The 16,511-nt window shown below is 67.5% G+C and carries 17 protein-coding genes; 5 read left to right on the forward strand and 12 right to left on the reverse strand.

The window, feature by feature from the left end; all coding sequences use genetic code 11:
• Positions 1-9: 9 nt before the first annotated feature.
• Together NIBR502770_RS18820 and NIBR502770_RS18825 are read left to right on the forward strand one after the other, a co-directional pair.
• Entirely contained in the window at positions 10-819 is an 810-nt protein-coding gene (locus NIBR502770_RS18820; protein WP_141182963.1) for an SDR family oxidoreductase, read from the forward strand.
• Positions 820-896: 77 nt separating this feature from the next.
• On the forward strand, positions 897-2,021 hold the full coding sequence (locus tag NIBR502770_RS18825) for a glycerate kinase (protein WP_141182964.1): 1,125 nt from the start codon (positions 897-899) through the stop codon (positions 2,019-2,021).
• Positions 2,022-2,042: 21 nt separating this feature from the next.
• Here the strand turns inward: NIBR502770_RS18825 and NIBR502770_RS18830 are convergent, their stop codons facing one another.
• Entirely contained in the window at positions 2,043-2,705 is a 663-nt protein-coding gene (locus tag NIBR502770_RS18830; RefSeq protein WP_141182965.1) for a DUF6766 family protein, read from the reverse strand.
• A gap of 3 nt (positions 2,706-2,708) precedes the next feature.
• Positions 2,709-3,230 (reverse strand): DUF6328 family protein, encoded by a 522-nt coding sequence (locus tag NIBR502770_RS18835; RefSeq protein ID WP_141158641.1) that lies wholly within the window; start codon positions 3,228-3,230, stop codon positions 2,709-2,711.
• Positions 3,231-3,380: 150 nt separating this feature from the next.
• Here NIBR502770_RS18835 and NIBR502770_RS18840 point away from each other — a divergent pair, with 150 nt between their 5' ends.
• The gene (locus tag NIBR502770_RS18840; RefSeq protein WP_141158640.1) at positions 3,381-3,758 is read left to right on the forward strand and encodes a hypothetical protein; all 378 of its coding nucleotides are present in this window, start codon (positions 3,381-3,383) and stop codon (positions 3,756-3,758) included.
• 172 nt (positions 3,759-3,930) lie between these two features.
• Positions 3,931-4,809, forward strand: coding sequence for a glycosyltransferase family 2 protein (locus NIBR502770_RS18845; RefSeq protein WP_141158639.1), 879 nt, complete (start codon positions 3,931-3,933; stop codon positions 4,807-4,809).
• Here NIBR502770_RS18845 and NIBR502770_RS18850 read toward each other — a convergent pair.
• From NIBR502770_RS18850 to NIBR502770_RS18895, 10 genes are all read right to left on the reverse strand, one after another.
• Positions 4,806-5,717: a biopolymer transporter Tol gene (locus NIBR502770_RS18850; RefSeq protein ID WP_141182966.1), complete on the reverse strand. Its 912-nt coding sequence runs from the start codon at positions 5,715-5,717 to the stop codon at positions 4,806-4,808. The genes NIBR502770_RS18845 and NIBR502770_RS18850 overlap by 4 nt on opposite strands.
• Positions 5,718-5,721: 4 nt before the next feature.
• Positions 5,722-6,723, reverse strand: a complete 1,002-nt coding sequence (locus NIBR502770_RS18855) for a sugar phosphate isomerase/epimerase (protein WP_141182967.1) — start codon at positions 6,721-6,723, stop codon at positions 5,722-5,724.
• Positions 6,724-6,764: 41 nt separating this feature from the next.
• Entirely contained in the window at positions 6,765-7,931 is a 1,167-nt protein-coding gene (locus NIBR502770_RS18860) for a Gfo/Idh/MocA family protein (RefSeq protein WP_141182968.1), read from the reverse strand.
• 19 nt (positions 7,932-7,950) lie between these two features.
• Complete coding sequence (locus tag NIBR502770_RS18865; protein ID WP_141182969.1) at positions 7,951-9,078, reverse strand: Gfo/Idh/MocA family protein; 1,128 nt, start codon at positions 9,076-9,078, stop codon at positions 7,951-7,953.
• Complete coding sequence (locus tag NIBR502770_RS18870; RefSeq protein WP_141182970.1) at positions 9,075-9,827, reverse strand: sugar phosphate isomerase/epimerase; 753 nt, start codon at positions 9,825-9,827, stop codon at positions 9,075-9,077. The genes NIBR502770_RS18865 and NIBR502770_RS18870 overlap by 4 nt, the downstream gene beginning before the upstream one ends.
• A 41-nt stretch (positions 9,828-9,868) precedes the next feature.
• Positions 9,869-10,762 (reverse strand): carbohydrate ABC transporter permease, encoded by an 894-nt coding sequence (locus NIBR502770_RS18875; RefSeq protein WP_018762699.1) that lies wholly within the window; start codon positions 10,760-10,762, stop codon positions 9,869-9,871.
• Positions 10,762-11,724: a carbohydrate ABC transporter permease gene (locus NIBR502770_RS18880; RefSeq protein ID WP_141158633.1), complete on the reverse strand. Its 963-nt coding sequence runs from the start codon at positions 11,722-11,724 to the stop codon at positions 10,762-10,764. The genes NIBR502770_RS18875 and NIBR502770_RS18880 overlap by 1 nt, the downstream gene beginning before the upstream one ends.
• A 9-nt stretch (positions 11,725-11,733) precedes the next feature.
• The gene (locus tag NIBR502770_RS18885) at positions 11,734-13,062 is read right to left on the reverse strand and encodes an ABC transporter substrate-binding protein (RefSeq protein WP_141182971.1); all 1,329 of its coding nucleotides are present in this window, start codon (positions 13,060-13,062) and stop codon (positions 11,734-11,736) included.
• Between the two features lie 113 nt (positions 13,063-13,175).
• Entirely contained in the window at positions 13,176-13,997 is an 822-nt protein-coding gene (locus NIBR502770_RS18890; RefSeq protein ID WP_141182972.1) for a hypothetical protein, read from the reverse strand.
• The gene (locus NIBR502770_RS18895) at positions 13,994-15,082 is read right to left on the reverse strand and encodes a Gfo/Idh/MocA family protein (RefSeq protein WP_371416474.1); all 1,089 of its coding nucleotides are present in this window, start codon (positions 15,080-15,082) and stop codon (positions 13,994-13,996) included. Before NIBR502770_RS18895 ends, NIBR502770_RS18890 begins: the two co-directional genes overlap by 4 nt.
• Before the next feature lie 196 nt (positions 15,083-15,278).
• Between NIBR502770_RS18895 and NIBR502770_RS18900 the strand changes: the two genes are divergently transcribed.
• Positions 15,279-16,496: an ROK family transcriptional regulator gene (locus NIBR502770_RS18900; protein ID WP_141158630.1), complete on the forward strand. Its 1,218-nt coding sequence runs from the start codon at positions 15,279-15,281 to the stop codon at positions 16,494-16,496.
• The last annotated feature ends 15 nt before the right edge of the window (positions 16,497-16,511 follow it).

A 16,511-nucleotide genomic window follows, 5' to 3' on the forward strand; every position in this document is an offset into this window, starting at 1 on the left:
GGCCCCGCCATGCCGGATACCAGCAACTTCACACCCACCACCGCAATCGTCACCGCTTCCGACTCTGGCATCGGCAAGGCCACAGCCGTGGCGCTGGCCCGGGCCGGGATGGACGTGGGCGTCACCTGGCATACGGACAAGGCGGGTGCCGAGGAAACCGCCGAGGAAATCCGCGGCCTGGGGCGCAAGGCCGTGGTGCGGCAACTGGACACGAGGGAATTCCGTGCCGCGGCGGCCGTCGTTGATGATCTCGCCGGGGAACTGGGGGGCCTGGACGTCTTCGTGAACAACGCGGGCACGGGTGCGAACACCAGGTTCCTGGACATGGGAATCGACGAGTGGATGCGGATCCTGGACACGAACCTCAACGGGGCCTTTGCCTGCCTGCAGTCCGCCGCGCGCCGAATGGTCACGGCAGGAAAGGGAGGGCGGCTGGTGGCCGTGTCCAGCGTCCATGAGTTCCAGCCCCGCGTTGGCTCCTCCGCCTACGACGCGTCCAAGCATGGCCTGGGCGGCCTCATGAAGACCCTGGCCCTGGAGCTGGGGCAGTATGGCATTACTGCCAACACGGTGGCCCCGGGCGAGATCGCCACCCCCATGACGGGGCAGGAGGACCAGGATCCGACGACGACGGAGCGCCCGGGGGTGCCACTCGGCCGGCCGGGCCACGCGAGGGAGATCGCCGACGTCATCGCCTTCCTCGCCTCGCCGGCCTCAAGCTATGTAACGGGTGCTGCCTGGGTGGTCGATGGCGGAATGCTGCAGATGGGTCCGCAGGCGGGTTCGCACCTCAGGGGCAACGAATGGCGTGAGGGGTAGGCGGCCCCGGCACACTGGAAGTCCGCATCCTGAATCAGGCAAGCGCTTTCCCAGCGCTTGCTGGCATGATGGAGCGCATGCGCATTCTCATTGCTCCGGATAAGTTCAAGGGGTCCCTGACGGCAGCCGAGGCGGCCGCATTTATCGCCGAGGGAGCTCTCCGGGTGTACCCGGACGCCGTCGCCACCCAGTTCCCCATTGCCGACGGCGGCGAGGGCACCCTGGAGGCTGCGGTGGCGGCTGGCTACGAGGAGCGGCTGAACGCCGTGGTGGGCCCCATCCTCGCTCCGCTCGGGGCTGCGTGGGCCATCCATAAGGGCGGTGACGGCACGGTCACCGCCGTGATCGAGACCGCCCAGGCATCCGGCTTGGCGGACATGGAACCAACCCCGGCGAATGCGTTGCGTGCCCACAGCTACGGTTGCGGACAGCTCATTGCCGCGGCCCTCGACGCCGGTGCCACCGAGATCGTCCTGGGCCTGGGCGGATCCGCCATGACGGACGGCGGCAGCGGCGCCCTCCGCGCCCTGGGCCTGAAACCCCTGGACGCGGCCGGCAATGTGGTGCCCCTGGGCGGCGGTTCGCTGGGCGACGTCGCAACCCTGGACACGACGGGACTGGACCCGCGCCTGACCGCCACCACCTTTCGCATCGCCGTCGACGTCCGCAATCCGCTGTACGGGCCGTCCGGGGCTGCGCACGTCTTCGCCCCGCAAAAGGGTGCGGACCAGGATGCAGTGGAAATGCTCGACGCCGGGCTGCGCAACTGGGCGTCGGTGCTGCGCGAAGCTACGGGCCGGGACGTGAACGTCCCCGGCGCGGGCGCCGCCGGCGGCTTCCCGGCGTCGTTCCTTGCCTTCACTGATGCCTCGCTGGAAGGCGGTTTTGCGCTGGTGGCCGGGCTGACCGGCCTGGCCGGCCAGTTGGACCAGGCGGACCTGGTGATTACCGGCGAGGGGTCCATGGACTCCCAGTCCCTGACCGGCAAGGCGCCGATCGCGCTCGCGGACGCGGCCCGGGAGCGTGGCATTCCCGTCATTGTGGTGGCCGGCAGGATCCTGGTGACGTTCGAGGACCTGGCCGGGCACGGAGTGGTCGCCGCGGCGCAGTTGCTGGACGTGGCATCCAGCCCCGAAGACGCCGTGGCAAACGCCGGCAAGTACCTGGCCTGGGCAACAAGCCAGGTGCTCGAGGGCGCCTGACCGGCGGCGTGGAGGGGCGCCTCAGGCGCCGGTTTCAGAATTTGGTTCGGCAACCGGCTTTGATTCCGGGGACCCTCTTTCCCGGAGGTACACCGACGCCCCCACCAGGACCCCGACGGCCAGGAACTCGCTTTGCCAGTTCTGGAAGGATTCGAACCAGAACCGGCTGGTTCCCAGATACTGCAGGAAGGTGATGGCGGGCTGGCCGTGGCTTTGCTGGTCCTGGTTGTACTCGTCCACGCCGCCGGCGGCGTGCAGGAGGAATGAGGCAAGGAACAGGACGAAAAACAGGATCGACAAGGAGTGCTCATACAGCTTGAGCACCACCCCGCCGCGCCGGATGGGCCACGGCGTGGCACTGCTGATCTGCGCGTCCCGCGGGTCCTGGTCCTGCGGTGCCCGCTTGCCCATGGGCTTGGACTCGGATGAGCCCTTCTGGAACAGGAACACCGTGAGGACCACGTACATGCCCATCTGCAGGAACTCCGATTCCCAGTTCTCGAAGGTGGCCTCGACGAACGCGCCCGTGCCCAGGAACTGGAGCACGGACACGGCGGGCTCGCCGTGGGCCTGCTGGTCTTCGCTGTAGGACGCCGCGCCGGAGAGGACCATTCCCACGAAAAACACGAGGAACAGGCCAAGGTTGGCCATCAGCAGTCCATGCTCTTTAGCCCACTTGCGCATTCATCACTCCTTGCTTCCTGCCGGCGGAAGGATCCTCCCGGTGGCCCGCTTGTTCAGGCGAAGGGGAACGAACACCAGCATCACTACCATGACGCCCAGCAGTGCACCGCCGGCCGTGACGCCGGCAGACCTTCCTGCCGCGACATCGAAGACCAAGGCGGCGGTTCCGGCGCTCAACAGGGCAATGCCGCCGAGTGCGATCTTGGTGATGGTGTCGGCGCTGGAAACCAGCGTCTCCTTGAGCCGCTTCCGGAAGAGCCGCCGGTGCACGCTGACCGGGAGGAGGATGAAGGCCGTGGTCAGGGCGGCAATCACCACGTTGGCGAGGTAGAGGCCAACCTCCCAGTCGTCCAGCTTTTCGAACCGCTGCTGGAATGGCAGTGTCAGCAGGAAACCGGCAAGGATCTGCACGCCGGTCTGGAGTACGCGCAACTCCTGGAGGAGTTCGGCCCAGTTGCGGTCCAGCTGCTCCTCGCGGGTCTCGTTCCGGCCCGTGCGGCCGGTGTAGTCCTCAACATCGGACATCGGCGCTCCTTCCTCTGCGGCGGGGATCCACGTCTTCTTTCTACTCCTCCCGTACCCAGAAAGGCGGCTGCCCGTTGCGCCTGTGCCCACATTTGATAAGTTTACTGATTATTACCCGTGCACCATCGGCAACGCACAACAGGAGGAAGCATGACGCAGGAAAACCAGCAGGCTGAACCCGAGTCGGCCCCGGGCGGCTACGGCACCCCCACCGCCGAGCAGGAAGCGGCGGGCACTCAGGGCGGCCAGCAGTCCAGCAGCGGCGCCCAGCAGTCCGGCGGTGCTTCGCCGGCGGGCGCGGACACCAACGAACCGCAGTCCGGGACGGGCCAGGACCCGGTCCCGCACGACATGGACCTCCCGTCCAGTGCCGCGGAGATCGATGAGTCCAACGACGATTCCCAGGGGTCGGCGCCGAACTCCTCGGAGTCCGGCCAGGAAGCCACGGGCATCCCGGACGGCAGCGGCAACGACCTTCCGCAAGAAGAATCGCCCAATGACGACGACGAAAGCTTCGACGCCGGATAAGCCAGCTTTCCACGCAGGCCCCGGTTCCTGCTGCCCCGCCGGCAGCCGTAACCGGGGCCTTTCCGTGCCCGCATACATCGGGTCCGGCTGGGTACGGAACACGCGAAACCACGCCGGCAGGAGCGGGGGGCGCCCCGTGCCGGACCCGATATCGATGCCAGGAAGGTGGACCATGGGCAGGAGATCTTCAGGGCAGTGGGCGCGGCCCACGGACCAGCAGGATGGGGCGGCAGTGGATGTCCTGGTGCCTACCTGCAACCGGCCGGCCGAGCTCGCCGTCACCCTCGCCGGACTTGCCGGCCAGGAGGACCCGGCGTTCGCCGTCGTGGTGAGCGACCAGTCAGCGGGCCAACCAGCCTGGGAACACCCGGCCGCCGCAGCCATGGTGCGGGTACTCGAGGCGCAGGGCCGCCCCGTCACGCTGCTGCGCCACCTTCCGCGGCGTGGGCTCGCCGAACACCGGCAGTACCTGCTGGAGCAGTCCACCGCCGGCCAGTGCCTGTTCCTGGACGACGACGTCTGGCTGGAACCCGGCGCACTGGACGTGCTGAGCCGGGCCCTGGAAGAGCTTGGCTGCGGTTTCGTGGGCATGGCGCCGCAGGGTCTATCCTTCCTGGCTGACCGCAGGCCCGATCAGACGGCACCCTTCGAGGCATGGGACGGGCCGGTGACTCCCGAACGGATCCGCCCGGAAGGTCCGGGGTTCGATCGCTGGCCGCTGCACAACGCGGCGAACCTCAGCCACCTCGGCGCTGACCTTTCCCTGGAACCGGGCGAGTGGGTGCCGTACCACGTGGCGTGGCTTGGTGGCTGCGTGCTCTACCGCAGGCAGTTGCTGGTCGACGCCGGTGGGTTCCGTTTTTGGAGCAGCCTTCCGGCCGGGCACGCCGGGGAGGACGTGGTGGCGCAATGGCAGGTGATGGAGCGGTATGGCGGCGCGGGCATCCTGCCCTCCGGGGCAGTGCATCTGGAATCGCCTACGACGGTAACGGACCGCCGGGTGGAAGCGTACGACGTTGTCCTGGACCGCGGGTCCGCCCAGGCGCCTTAGTGGCCCGGGTGGCGGCGGGCTTCAGCTCCGCTGCCGGCTGCTCCCGACCCCGGGTATGCCACGCAGGCGAAGCGGTCGGAGGCAGGCGACCAGCTGTTGACGTTGAGGGTGCCCTGGCCGCCGGAGACCGGCCAGGTCTGCAGCGGGGTGGCCCAGTCGTCCGTGGCGACAAGGACGACGTCGACCGGCAGGTCCGCGGGGTGGCCTTGCGTTCCGGCGGGGAAGCGGACGTAGCTGGCCAGGCTGCCGTCCGGGGAGAGATGCGGGAACCAGTCCACCGTGCCGCTCGCCAGGAGCTGTTCGAATTGGCTGCCGTCCGGTCGGACGCGGGCCAGCTGGGCGTGGCCGGGAACGGTGCTGAAGGATTCCGTGTTCAGGTACAGCCATTTCCCGTCGGGCGAGTACTCGGGACCGTCGCAGTGGCCCGGCCCGACGTCGACGGCGGCAGCGGCACCGCCGTCGGACGGCATGGTCACCAGCCGGCCGGGCCGGGTAAAGCCTCCCGCCTCGATTCCGACATAAGCGAGCTCACTGCCGTCCGGGCTGACGCCGTGCAGGAAGTGGAAGGACCCGTCGTCGCCGGTCACCCTGGTGGCTGGCCCGCCCGCAAGGGGCGCCCGGTAGATGTGCCCGTCATCCGCGGACACGTAGATCGTTTTCCCGTCCGGGGCCAGGACGTGGTCGTTGTTCAGGGCAGGAACGCCGGTCACCGGGACCTCGGCGAGGGACCCGTCCGCCAGGCCCAGGCGCCACAGTTTGCCGTCCCCGTTGAGGATCAGCGATGATCCGTCGAGGGACCAGTTGGGCGCCTCGAGAAGCATATTCCCCGTGGAGTATGCAAGGTCCAACGCTCCCGTGGCTGAGGCGATCCACACCTCGCACTGCTGCCCCGGCGACAGCCCGCGCACCGGGTCAGTCCTTGCTGCTGAAGGCCGCGTCGAAGCTGGTTTGGGAGGCCGGGAAGTCGTACTTCTTCAGGGCGGCGAGGGCTTCGGGTGCGCCGTGGAGGCGGTCCATCCCGGCGTCTTCCCATTCGATGCTGATGGGGCCGTCGTAGCCGATGGCGGCCAGCGCCCGGAAGGAGGCTTCCCAGGGGACGTCGCCGCGGCCGGCGGAGACGAAGTCCCAGCCGCGGCGGGGGTCGCCCCAGGGCAGGTGGGAGCCAAGGACGGTGTTGCGGCCGGTCTGGCGGATCTTGGTGTCCTTGCAGTCCACGTGGTAGATCCGGTCCTTGAAATCCCAGATGAAGGAGACGGGGTCGATGCCCTGCCACATCATGTGCGAGGGGTCCCAGTTCAGGCCGAACGCTTCTCGGTGGCCGATCGCTTCGAGGGTGCGGACGGTGGTCCAGTAGTCGTAGGCGATCTCGGAGGGGTGGACTTCGTGGGCGAACCGGACGCCTTGTTCGTCGAAGACGTCCAGGATGGGGTTCCAGCGGTCCGCGAAGTCCTGGTAGCCGGCGTCGATGACTTTTTCCGGGACGGGCGGGAACATGGCCACGTACTGCCAGATGGCGGAGCCCGTGAACCCGACCACGGTGTCCACTCCGAGTGCCTTGGCCAGCCGGGCGGTGTGTTTCATTTCCTCGGCGGCGCGTTGGCGGACGCCTTCGGGGTCGCCGTCGCCCCAGACTTTGGAGCCGACGATGGCCTGGTGGCGGAAGTCGATGGGGTCATCGCAGACGGCCTGGCCTTTGAGGTGGTTGGAGATGGCCCAGACCTTGAGGTTGTACTTGTCAAGGATTTCCAGTTTGGAGTCGACATAGCCGGGTTCATCCCAGCGCCAGGCATCCAAGTGGTCTCCGGAGACGGCGATTTCCAGGCCGTCGTAGCCCCAGCCGGAAGCCAGTTTCGCGACTTCCTCGAAGGGCAGGTCGGCCCACTGGCCGGTAAACAGGGTGAACGGGCGGGACATGGATCTCCTTGGCTGGTGGCGGGCTGGCGCGCGGTGGCGCCCTAGCGGCGGACGACGGTGAGCGTGCTCTTGTTGGCTGCGGATTCCTCCACGGCACTGAGGATGTGCTGGACGTTCAGGCCTTCCTCGAACGACGGCGACGGCTGGGTTCCGTCCCGGACCGCCAGCAGGAAGTCGCGGACCTGGTGGGTGAAGGTGTGTTCCCAGCCGATGATGTGGCCCTGCGGCCACCAGGCTTCCAGATACGGGTGCTCGGGTTCGTTGACCAGGATGCGGCGGAAGCCCTGCTCACGGACGGGGAGGGTGGCGTCCAGGAAGCCCAGTTCGTTGAGGTTTTCGAGGTCGAACAGCAGGCTGCCTTTGTCGCCGTAGACCTCGATCTGGAGGCTGTTCTTCCGTCCTGTGGCCACCCGGGAAACCTCGACAGAGGCGATGGCCCCCGAGGCGAGGGACAGCGTGGCCCAGGCGGCGTCGTCGACCGTGACGTCCTCCAGGCCGTTCTCGCCGGGGCGGCGGTCCACGAAGGTGTTGAGCCGGCCGGTGACCTCGTTGACCTCGCCGCCCAGGAGGAACAGGACCTGGTCGATGGCGTGGGAGGCGATGTCCCCGAGCGCGCCTGACCCGGCGGTTTCCTTCCGCAGCCGCCACGTCATGGGCGCCTGGGCATCGGCGAGCCAGTCCTGCAGGTACGCCGCGCGGACGTGCCGGACCGTGCCCAGCCGGCCTTCCGCGATCAGCTCCCTGGCCAGGGCCAGCGCCGGGACCCGGCGGTAGTTAAAGCCGATCATCGACTGCACGCCCCTGGCCCGGGCCTTGGCCGCCGCGGCGGTCATGAGTTCGGCCTCGGCCAGGGTGTTGGCCAGGGGCTTTTCCACCAGGACGTGCTTGCCCGCCGCCAGGGCGGCGACCGCGATTTCCGCGTGCATCCAGCCGGGGGCGCAGATATCTACGATGTCGATGTCGTCCCGTTCGATCACGGTGCGCCAGTCCGTTGCCGATTCGGCCCACCCGTACCTGGCAGCGGCCTCGGCCACGGCGTCCGCGTCCCGGCCCACGAGGACCTTCTGCTCGAAGGCCGGGACGTCGAAGAAGCTGGCCACATTCCGCCAGGCGTTGGAATGCGCCTTGCCCATGAAGGCGTAACCGATCGCGGCCACCCCCAGGGGACGGGAGGGCGTGGAATCGGAGGGGTGTGCGGGTGTGCTCATGATGCGTTCCTGCTGCCTGTCAGAGGGTGGCGGTTTCCGGAGCCCAGTCCTCCGGGATGGCGGAGGATGCCGGGGCGGAGCTTTCGACGTCGATGAACGTGCCGGAGTCGATGGACTCACTGATGGAAACCATGGTGTCCAGCACGTGGTACGCCAGGTCGCCGGTGGCGCGGTGCGGGACGCCGGCGCGGATGGACCGTGCCATGTCCAGGACGCCCATGCCGCGGCCGTTGGCGGGCCCGGTGGCCGGAACGGTGGTCCAGTCCTCGTCGCCGGCACGCCAGAGCTTGATGTCGCCGGTGAAGTAGTTGGGATCCGGCAGCGACAGGGTCGCTTCGGTGCCCGTGATCTCCACGAAGCCCATCCGGGTCCGGGGGGACTCGAAGGAGAAGACGCTGTGCGAGGAGGCGCCGGACTCGAACTGCGCCATGGCCGAGACGTGGGTGGGCACCTCGACCGTGAATTCCTCGCCCGCCTTGGGGCCGGAACCGATCACGCGGACATCCTTGGCCTTGGACCCGACGGCGGCCACCTTGCGGATGGAGCCGAAGGCCTGGACCAGGGTGGTGAGGTAGTACGGGCCCATGTCGAACAGCGGGCCGGCGCCGTGCTGGAAGAGGAAGGCCGGGTTGGGGTGCCAGGACTCCGGGCCGGGGGTCTGGAAGGTGGTCATCGCCGTCAGCGGGGTGCCGATGTCGCCGCGCTGGATCAGGCGCAGGGCGGTCTGGATGCCGGCGCCGAGGAAGGTGTCCGGGGCACAGCCCAGGCGGATACCGGCGGTGTCCGCCGTCTTGAGCAGGCCGAGCCCGGACTCGCGGTCCAGGGAGAAGGGCTTCTCGGTCCAGACGTGCTTTCCTGCGTTGACGGCGGCGGTGGCCACCTCCACGTGTGCTGCCGGGATGGTGAGGTTGACGATGATTTCGACGTCGGGATGGTTCAGGGCCTTCTCCACCCCGCCCCACTCGGGGACGCCGTACTCCTTGGCCCGCGCCTCGGCGGCTTCCTCGAAGAGGTCTGCGATGACGTGGACCTTCAGGTCCGGGAACGCCGTGAGGTTGTCCAGGTACTGCTTGCTGATCACGCCGGCGCCGATCACGCCGACGCCCACCGGGCCCTTGCGGGGAGATTTTGCTGCGGGGGTGCTCATGCGTTGGCCCCCTCGGCTGCGGTGTTGCTGTTCAGGAAAGCAAGGCTCTGGGCGATGCCATCGAAGATGTCACCGGCGTAGTCGTCGAATTCCACGACTCCCACTTCCAGCGACGTGGCCGCGGCGATCACGTCCATGACCGGCACTTTGCCCTGGCCTGCCGGCTGCTGGGCCTTGTTGTCCCTGGTGAGGGGGCCGTCCTTGATGTGGATGAACTTCACCCGGTCACCCAACTTTGCCAGGATGTCCACCGGGTCCTGGCCGCCAACGGCTACCCAGTACGTGTCCACTTCGAGGACGAGTTCCGGGTCCAGCAGGGATTCGAAGTATTCCAGCGCGGTGCGGCCGTCTATGATGGACTCCAGCTCCCAGGCGTGGTTGTGGTAGCCCACCCGGATGCCGTACCCGGCCCCCTTCCTGGCAGCCTGGTTGAGCTTTTCGGCGGTGGCTTGGATGTCTTCGGCCTTCTGCCAGTGCTCGGCGGGCAGAAACGGGTCAATGACCGTGCTGATGCCCAGTTCCTTGGCCGCGGTGAAGATCTCGTCCTGGTCCTGGCTCATCAGCGGGGCGTGGCCGGACGGCGCGGTGAGGCCGTTCTCTTTCAGGGCTGCGCCGAGTTCCTTGGCCGTGGCCACGAAGTTGTAGGGCTCAACCTGGGTGTAGCCAATATCGGCAACCTTCTTGATCGTGCCGGGCAGGTCCTCGGAGATGGCGTTGCGGAGCGTATAAAGCTGCAGTGAGTAGGACATGGGTTTCCTTAGCGGTTTTGTAGAGGTCGTTGGGGTTGGGGTCAGCGGCCCGCGAGGGAGCCGCCGATGCCACCGACGCTGAAGTATTTGTTCAGGGCGGCGAACACGATGACGGGCGGGAGCATCATGACCACGGCCAAGGCCATGACTGAGGTCCAGTCTGTCGCGTTTTGCTGGAAGAACGACTGCACGCCCATGGGAAGGGTGAAGATTTCGTTGGAGCGGAGGAAGACGATGGCCACGAGGTAGTCGTTCCAGGCCAGGAGGAAGGCGAAGATGGCGGTGGAGAGGACGCCGGGGAGGGAGTTCCGGAGGACCACTTTGGTGAAGGATCCGAAGACGGAGCAGCCGTCGATCCAGGACGCTTCCTCGAGGCTGATGGGGATGGAGTCGAAGTACGCGGCCATCATCCAGGTGGCCACCGTCATGGTGGAACCGACGTAGATGATGGTCAGGCCCAGGAGGTTGTCCACCAGGCCCATCCCGGCGAACAGGATGAACAGCGGCACCACCGAGGTGATGATGGGCAGTGACTGCATGACGAACAGGAGCAGGGAGTAGCCGGAGACGGCTTTGGACCGGCCGCGGGAGAGGACGTAGCCGGCGGGTGCGGCCACCGCCACCGACACCACCACGGTGGAGAGGGTGGTGACCAGGCTGTTCTTCAGCCACGTGGCGGCAAGGGTCTTGGAGAAGACGTTGCTGAGGTTCTCGAAGGTCAGGCCGGTCGCGGTGCTGTTGGGGCCAGGGGTGAAGGCGAGCACGATGGTGACCATGATGGGCACCAGCACGATCGCGGTGATGATGAGGATGGCGATGAACCGCCACCAGCGGCCGCGTTGGCCGGCTTCGGAGAGTACCCGGCGGGTGTTGCCTGCCTGGCCGACGCCGAGGGCCGGGCCGGACTGGGGATGGGCGTGGACTGCTGCGCTCATTATTCGACACTCGACTTTCGGATCTGGCGGTACAGGATGACCGAGATGACCACCAGGGTCATGGTCATGAGGAAGGCGATGGCCACGCCGGGGCCGGTGGCGAAGTCCTGGAACACGGTGCGGTAGGCCAGGACCACCAGGGAGGTGGTGGCGTTGACCGGGCCGCCGCCGGTGAGCAGGTAGATGGTGGGGAAGTCGTTGACGCAGAAGATGGTCATCAGGATCCAGCTGATGTAGGTGGAGCGGGCGATCAACGGCAGGGTGATCTGGGTGAATTGCTGCCAGCGGCTGGCGCCGTCCATGCTGGCCGCTTCGTAGACGGTGGTGTCCACGGACGCCAGGGCGGCCGAGATCATCATCATCATGAACGGGAAGCTGACCCAGACTTTGAAGACCATCACGGTGATGGAGGCCAGGGTGGGGTCGGCCAGGAAGAGCGGGGTGCCCAGGCCGAGGTTCCGGAACAGCGACGGGATCAGGCTGTCCGGGGTGGCCACCAGCCAGTTCCAGGCGGTGGAGGACACCACGATCGGCACCACCCAGGGCAGGAGCAGCAGGACCTTGAACGTATTGCCGGCGGGGATCTTGGTGCGCAGGAGCAGGGCGAGGCCCAGGCCCACGAGCCAGGATCCGAACACGCCGACGATGGTGAACCAGAGGGTGAACTGGGCGGCTTTCCAGAACGCCGGCGAGGTCAGGACGGTGGTGAAGTTCTGGACGCCGACGAAGTTGCCGGTCTGGAGCAGGTCGCCGTCGTGCGTCGCCTGGACCGCGGCATAGATCAGCGGGTAGCCGTGGATCAGGACAAGGAGGACCACGGAGGGGAGCAGGAGCCAGAAGAAGGTCCTGGTGGCCTGGGCCGAGAGTTTGCTCTTGCGTTTGCCGGGGGCGGCCCCGGACCCGCCGGGGGCAAGCCCGCGGCGGGCCCGGGCGAGGCCGGATTGTGCAGTGGTGGAGGACATGGCGGGCGCTTACTTCTTCAGGACGGACTCGAGGCCGGACTGGAAGGTCTGCAGGGCGGTCTTGGCGTCGGCCTTGCCGGTGATGATGGTCTGGCTGAACTGGTTCAGGGCCTGGCCGCCGTCGAGTGCGGCGAGGTTGGCGTTGAGCCTGCTGCCCTGGGCGGCGAAGGTCTTGGCGATGGGCTGCCAGTCCTTGACGATCTTGACGTTGTTGGGGTCGTTGGCGAATTCCGGAATCTCGGTGATGGACTTGAAGACCGGGAGGGCGGACATCAGCTTCTTCTGCCACAGCTGCTTGAGCTGGCCCAGGTAGTACACCAGGAACTCCTCCGAGGCGTCCTGCGACGGTGTGTTGGTGTACATCATGATGTTGTTCGGGAAGACGATGGTGGCCTTGTCGCCGTGCGGGCCCTTGATGGGGTCAGCCACCAGCAGGTCGCCGGAGGTGTCGCCCACGCGCTGCGGGACGTTCACCTGGAACAGGCCGTAGCCGGCCTTGCCGTCCTTCCACTGGGCGGACATGTTGTCCGTGGTGTAGCTGACCGCGGCCGGGTCGACGATGCCATTGGAGACGAGCTCCAGGACGAATTCCATGGCCTCGACGTTGCGGTCATTCATCAGGTCCAGCTCGCCGTCCTTGTTCCAGACGCCGCCGCCGTTGTTGACCATCATCATGATCATGGAGTGGTTGGCATAGTTGTTGCCCGCGCCTGCGCCGGTGGTGAAGCCGAACGCGCCCACCTTCTTTAGGGCCTTGCCCGCTTCCAGCAGCGACGGCCAGTCGGTGGGGAGCGCAACATTGGCTTTCTCGAACAGGGACTTGCGGTACCAGAAGACGCGCATGTCCAGCTGCCACGGGACCGCCACGTAGCCCTTGTCCGACTTGAAGGGGTCCAGCACGCCGGGCAGGAAGTCATCGAACTGGCCGTTGGCCTTCAGCTTCTCGATCACCTTGTCCGCGTAGGCGATCTGGCCCTGCTGCTCGAACTGGAATGCCTGGAAGCCGCCGCCTGTGGACACAGCCGGGCCCGTCTTGGAGGCAATCGCGGAGGAGAAGGTCTGGTAGAAGTTGTTCCACTGGATGATCTGGTAGCTCGCCTTGGCGCCATTGGCACCGGAGAAACCTTCCGCGATGCCCTTGGCGGCATCGTTGTAGGCCGGTGTTGCCCAGGGCATGTCCCAGAACTTCACGGTGCCGCCGGCCCCGCCCCCGCCGCCTCCCTGCGATGCCGAGCCGCCGCCGCAGGCAGCGAGCAGGGGTACGGAGGCTGCGGCAGCCGTCAGGCCCAGGAAGCCGCGCCGTGAGAAGGAGCGGCGCTGTTCGGGAGTTGCGTTCATGATGTGTGTCCTTTCGGGACCGTCTTGCGCTGTGCGCCGTTGGTGCGGTCCTGCTCATCGTTGAGAGTGGAGGTGGGACTGGACTGCTGTTCGGTTGCGTATCGGTGGGCTGGTTACGTGGCAGCGAGGGTTGCGTAGAGGTCGGTCAGCCGGGCGAACCCGGGCAGGTCGGCCGGGAGGGTGCCGGCGCTGAGATGGGTCTTCAGCCGCCGCCACGCCGCACGGTGGGCGGATTCGTACAGGGTTGGAAGCAAAAGTTCGCCGTGGGCCCCGGTGGCCCTGACTTCGGCGGGCCACGCGGCGTCCGGTTCCGGCACCCGGACGGCCACCCCGCCGTCGGCCGTGTAGAGGTGGATGTCGACGCCGGCCGGGCGGGCGCCGGTGAGTACGCCCTGCGCGGTGAACGGTGCGCCGTTGGCCAGGCGTGCGCTGACCGTGTAGCCGCTGGCATCGCTGCGGAGGACTTCGGCGCCGTACAGCGGTCCGCTGACGGCCAGCACGGCGGCAAAGTGCCGCGCCAGGAGGCGCTGGATGTCCGTGCCCGGAGCCGCCGTCGCCACGCTGTCCATCAGGGACGCCGTGCCCAGGCCGCCGCGTACGGCATCACGGGCGTCGGGATTGCCGCTTTCGTTGATCAGCGCAGGGTTGGAGGCCCAGTGGAGATCGAGGACGACGGCGGCACCGGCGGCCCGGGCGGCGTCCGCCAGCTGCGTGGTTCCCTCCGGGACGGGATCCACCACAAGGATGCCGCGCGACCCGGACCTGATGGCCCGGACGGCCTCGGTGGTCCAGCCCGCTTCGCCGGCGATTACTGCAACGTCAGCCGCGCGGTCCTGCGCCGCGGGGCCGAAGGTTGCCGGCAGGGACGCAACCGCCGAAGCTACTGCCCCTGCTTCCCCGGCCCGGGGCGTTGCTGCCACTGTGTAGGCGCTCATGCGTTGGCTCCTGCCTTTTCGGCGGCCGCTTGTCCCGCGGCAACGTTCTGCACGGTGGCCTCGGAGATGGCAAGCGCAAACGTGAGGTCATCGATCAAAGTTTGGGCGGAGGGGGCCTGGCGGGTTCCGCGGGCCAGTTCGGCAAGGCGGCGCCACTCGCCTTCGTAGCCGTTGTGGCCGTAGGGGCCGTAGCTGGTGGCCTGGCCGTCGCGGGAGAAGGTGGCCACAGCGGACCCGGCCTGGACGTAGGACGGCGTGAAGTCGATGTGGAGCGCAGAGTCGTCGGCGATGGCCTCGAAGGTCCACTCCGGCTTCCAGGTGCTGTTCATGACTGCGCGCAGTTCAATCACGCGGGTGGGGGTCCGGAGCGAAACCGCGTAGCCGGAGGGCCGCACGTGCCGCGCCTGGAGCACCTCGATGTCGCCGAAGTCCGGGGTGAACCGGCGCACCAGGGGGAGGTCGTGGATGGCCAGGCCCATGATCCCGCCCTGCATCAAGGCCTTGATGACCCCGATGTCCGAGTAATCGGGGTTGCCCGCGGCGGGGCGGGTGATGATTTCGGTGGCAAAGTCTTCGAAGCGGGCATTCGGCGGCAGGACGATCGAGGAGCGAAGGGTGTGGACGCGCTCCGGGAGGTCACCCCAGTTCTGTTCCGCCGCCAGCCAGCCGGGATCGAAGGTGTGCATGGCTCCCACCACGATCGGCACGCCCGTCGCGGCGCTGGCGTCCGCGATCCTGGCTGCCTCCTCGCCGTTCATGGCGAAGGGCTTCTCGCAGAGGACCGCCTTCTTGCCGGTGCGGCACGCCGCGATGACCTGGTCCGCGTGGAACTGGTGGGGGCTGCAGATGGCGACGATGTCCACGCCGGGGTCGCCCAGCAGTTCGTCCATGCCGGAGCTGGAGACCGCACCGACGCGCGCTGCCACCGAGGAGGCAACCGCAGGGTCCACGTCCATGATGTGCCGTACTTCCAGGATGTCCTGGAGCCGGGCCAGCGCCGGAAGGTGGATGGCCTGGGTGACCGGCCCGGCGCCGAGGATGCCGACGCCCAGGGGCCGTTCTGCTGGCGCTTCGATGTGGGACAAGTTCTATTACCTCTTTGTAAGGCGGACTCTGGAGTACCGGAGGGATCAGCGCGGCGGATGGTTGCCATCGAAACCGCGAATGTGCCCTGAATCACAACGTAGATGTACTTTTGACGCGCGTCAAGCAAAAGTTGTTTGTTTCGCGTCATTCTTCTGCTGTGGTGACAGCACTAAGTAACAGTGTTATGACTTAGACATGACTTCAACGACGGGCAGGCAGGCCGGAAAAGACTCCGACGTCGGCAGCCTGTCGCGTGCCGGGGACCTGTTCCAACTGCTCCGCGACGGCAGGGCCCGCACCCGCGCCGAGCTTGCCCTGAGCACAGGGCTGGCCCGCTCCACGGTGGCCTCCCGGATCGATGCGCTTATGCTGTCCGGCCTGGTTGGCCCGGCAGGGGAAGCCCTCTCCAGCGGCGGCAGGCCGCCGTCGCGCTTTGCCTTCAACCCGTCTGCCCGCCTGGTGCTGGCCGTGGACGTGGGCGCTACGCACGTCATCGTTGCCCTGACGGATCTTGGCGGAAACATCCTGGCCGAACACCGGCTGGCGCAGCAGGTGGCCGACGGGCCGGAAGCCGTGCTGGACCAGGTGGTGGCGCAGGGCAAGGAGCTGCTGGCGTCCACCGGACGGACCGTTTCGGAACTGGCCGGGATCGGCATCGGGCTGCCCGGGCCGGTGGAACATGACACCGGCAAGCCCGTCAAGCCGCCCATCATGCCGGGCTGGGACGGGTTCGACGTGGTCAGCTACGTCCAGCAGTCCCTGCCCGTCCACGTTCTGGTGGACAACGACGTGAACATCATGGCGCTCGGGGAGCAGTCCGCGCACTGGCCCGAACACAGCAACTTCTTCTTCGTGAAGGTTGCCACCGGCATCGGTTCCGGCATTATCAGCAACGGCCAACTCCAGCGCGGGGCCAATGGCACGGCGGGGGACCTTGGCCACGTCCAGGTGGGACGGGGCGCGGATGTCCTCTGCGCCTGTGGAAACTATGGGTGCCTGGAGGCGCTGGCGTCCGGTCCCGCCGTCGTGCGTTCCCTGAAGGAGCAGGGACTGGACGTGGCCAGGGGCGCGGACGTGCTCCGGCTCGCCGCAGACGGCAACCTGCAGGCCATCCAGGCCCTGCGCCAGGCCGGCCGGGACATCGGCGAGGTACTGGCCACGGTGGTCAACCTGCTCAATCCGTCCGTCATCGTGGTGGGCGGCAGCGTGGGCGAAACAGGAGAGCACCTGGTGGCCGGCATCCGCGAGGTGGTGTACCGGCGCTCGCCGCCACTGGCCACCTCCCACCTGCGCATCAATGTCTCCCGCGCCGGAAGCCAGGCCGCCGTGCTCGGGGCAAGCCAGCTGGTCACCCAGTACGTGCTCTCGCCTGCCATCATTGAAGCCACGCTGTCAGGCGCCATCGCCGGGTAGCGCCGGGTAGCGCCG

The organism is Pseudarthrobacter sp. NIBRBAC000502770 (assembly GCF_006517815.1).
GTDB lineage: Bacteria > Actinomycetota > Actinomycetes > Actinomycetales > Micrococcaceae > Arthrobacter > Arthrobacter niigatensis.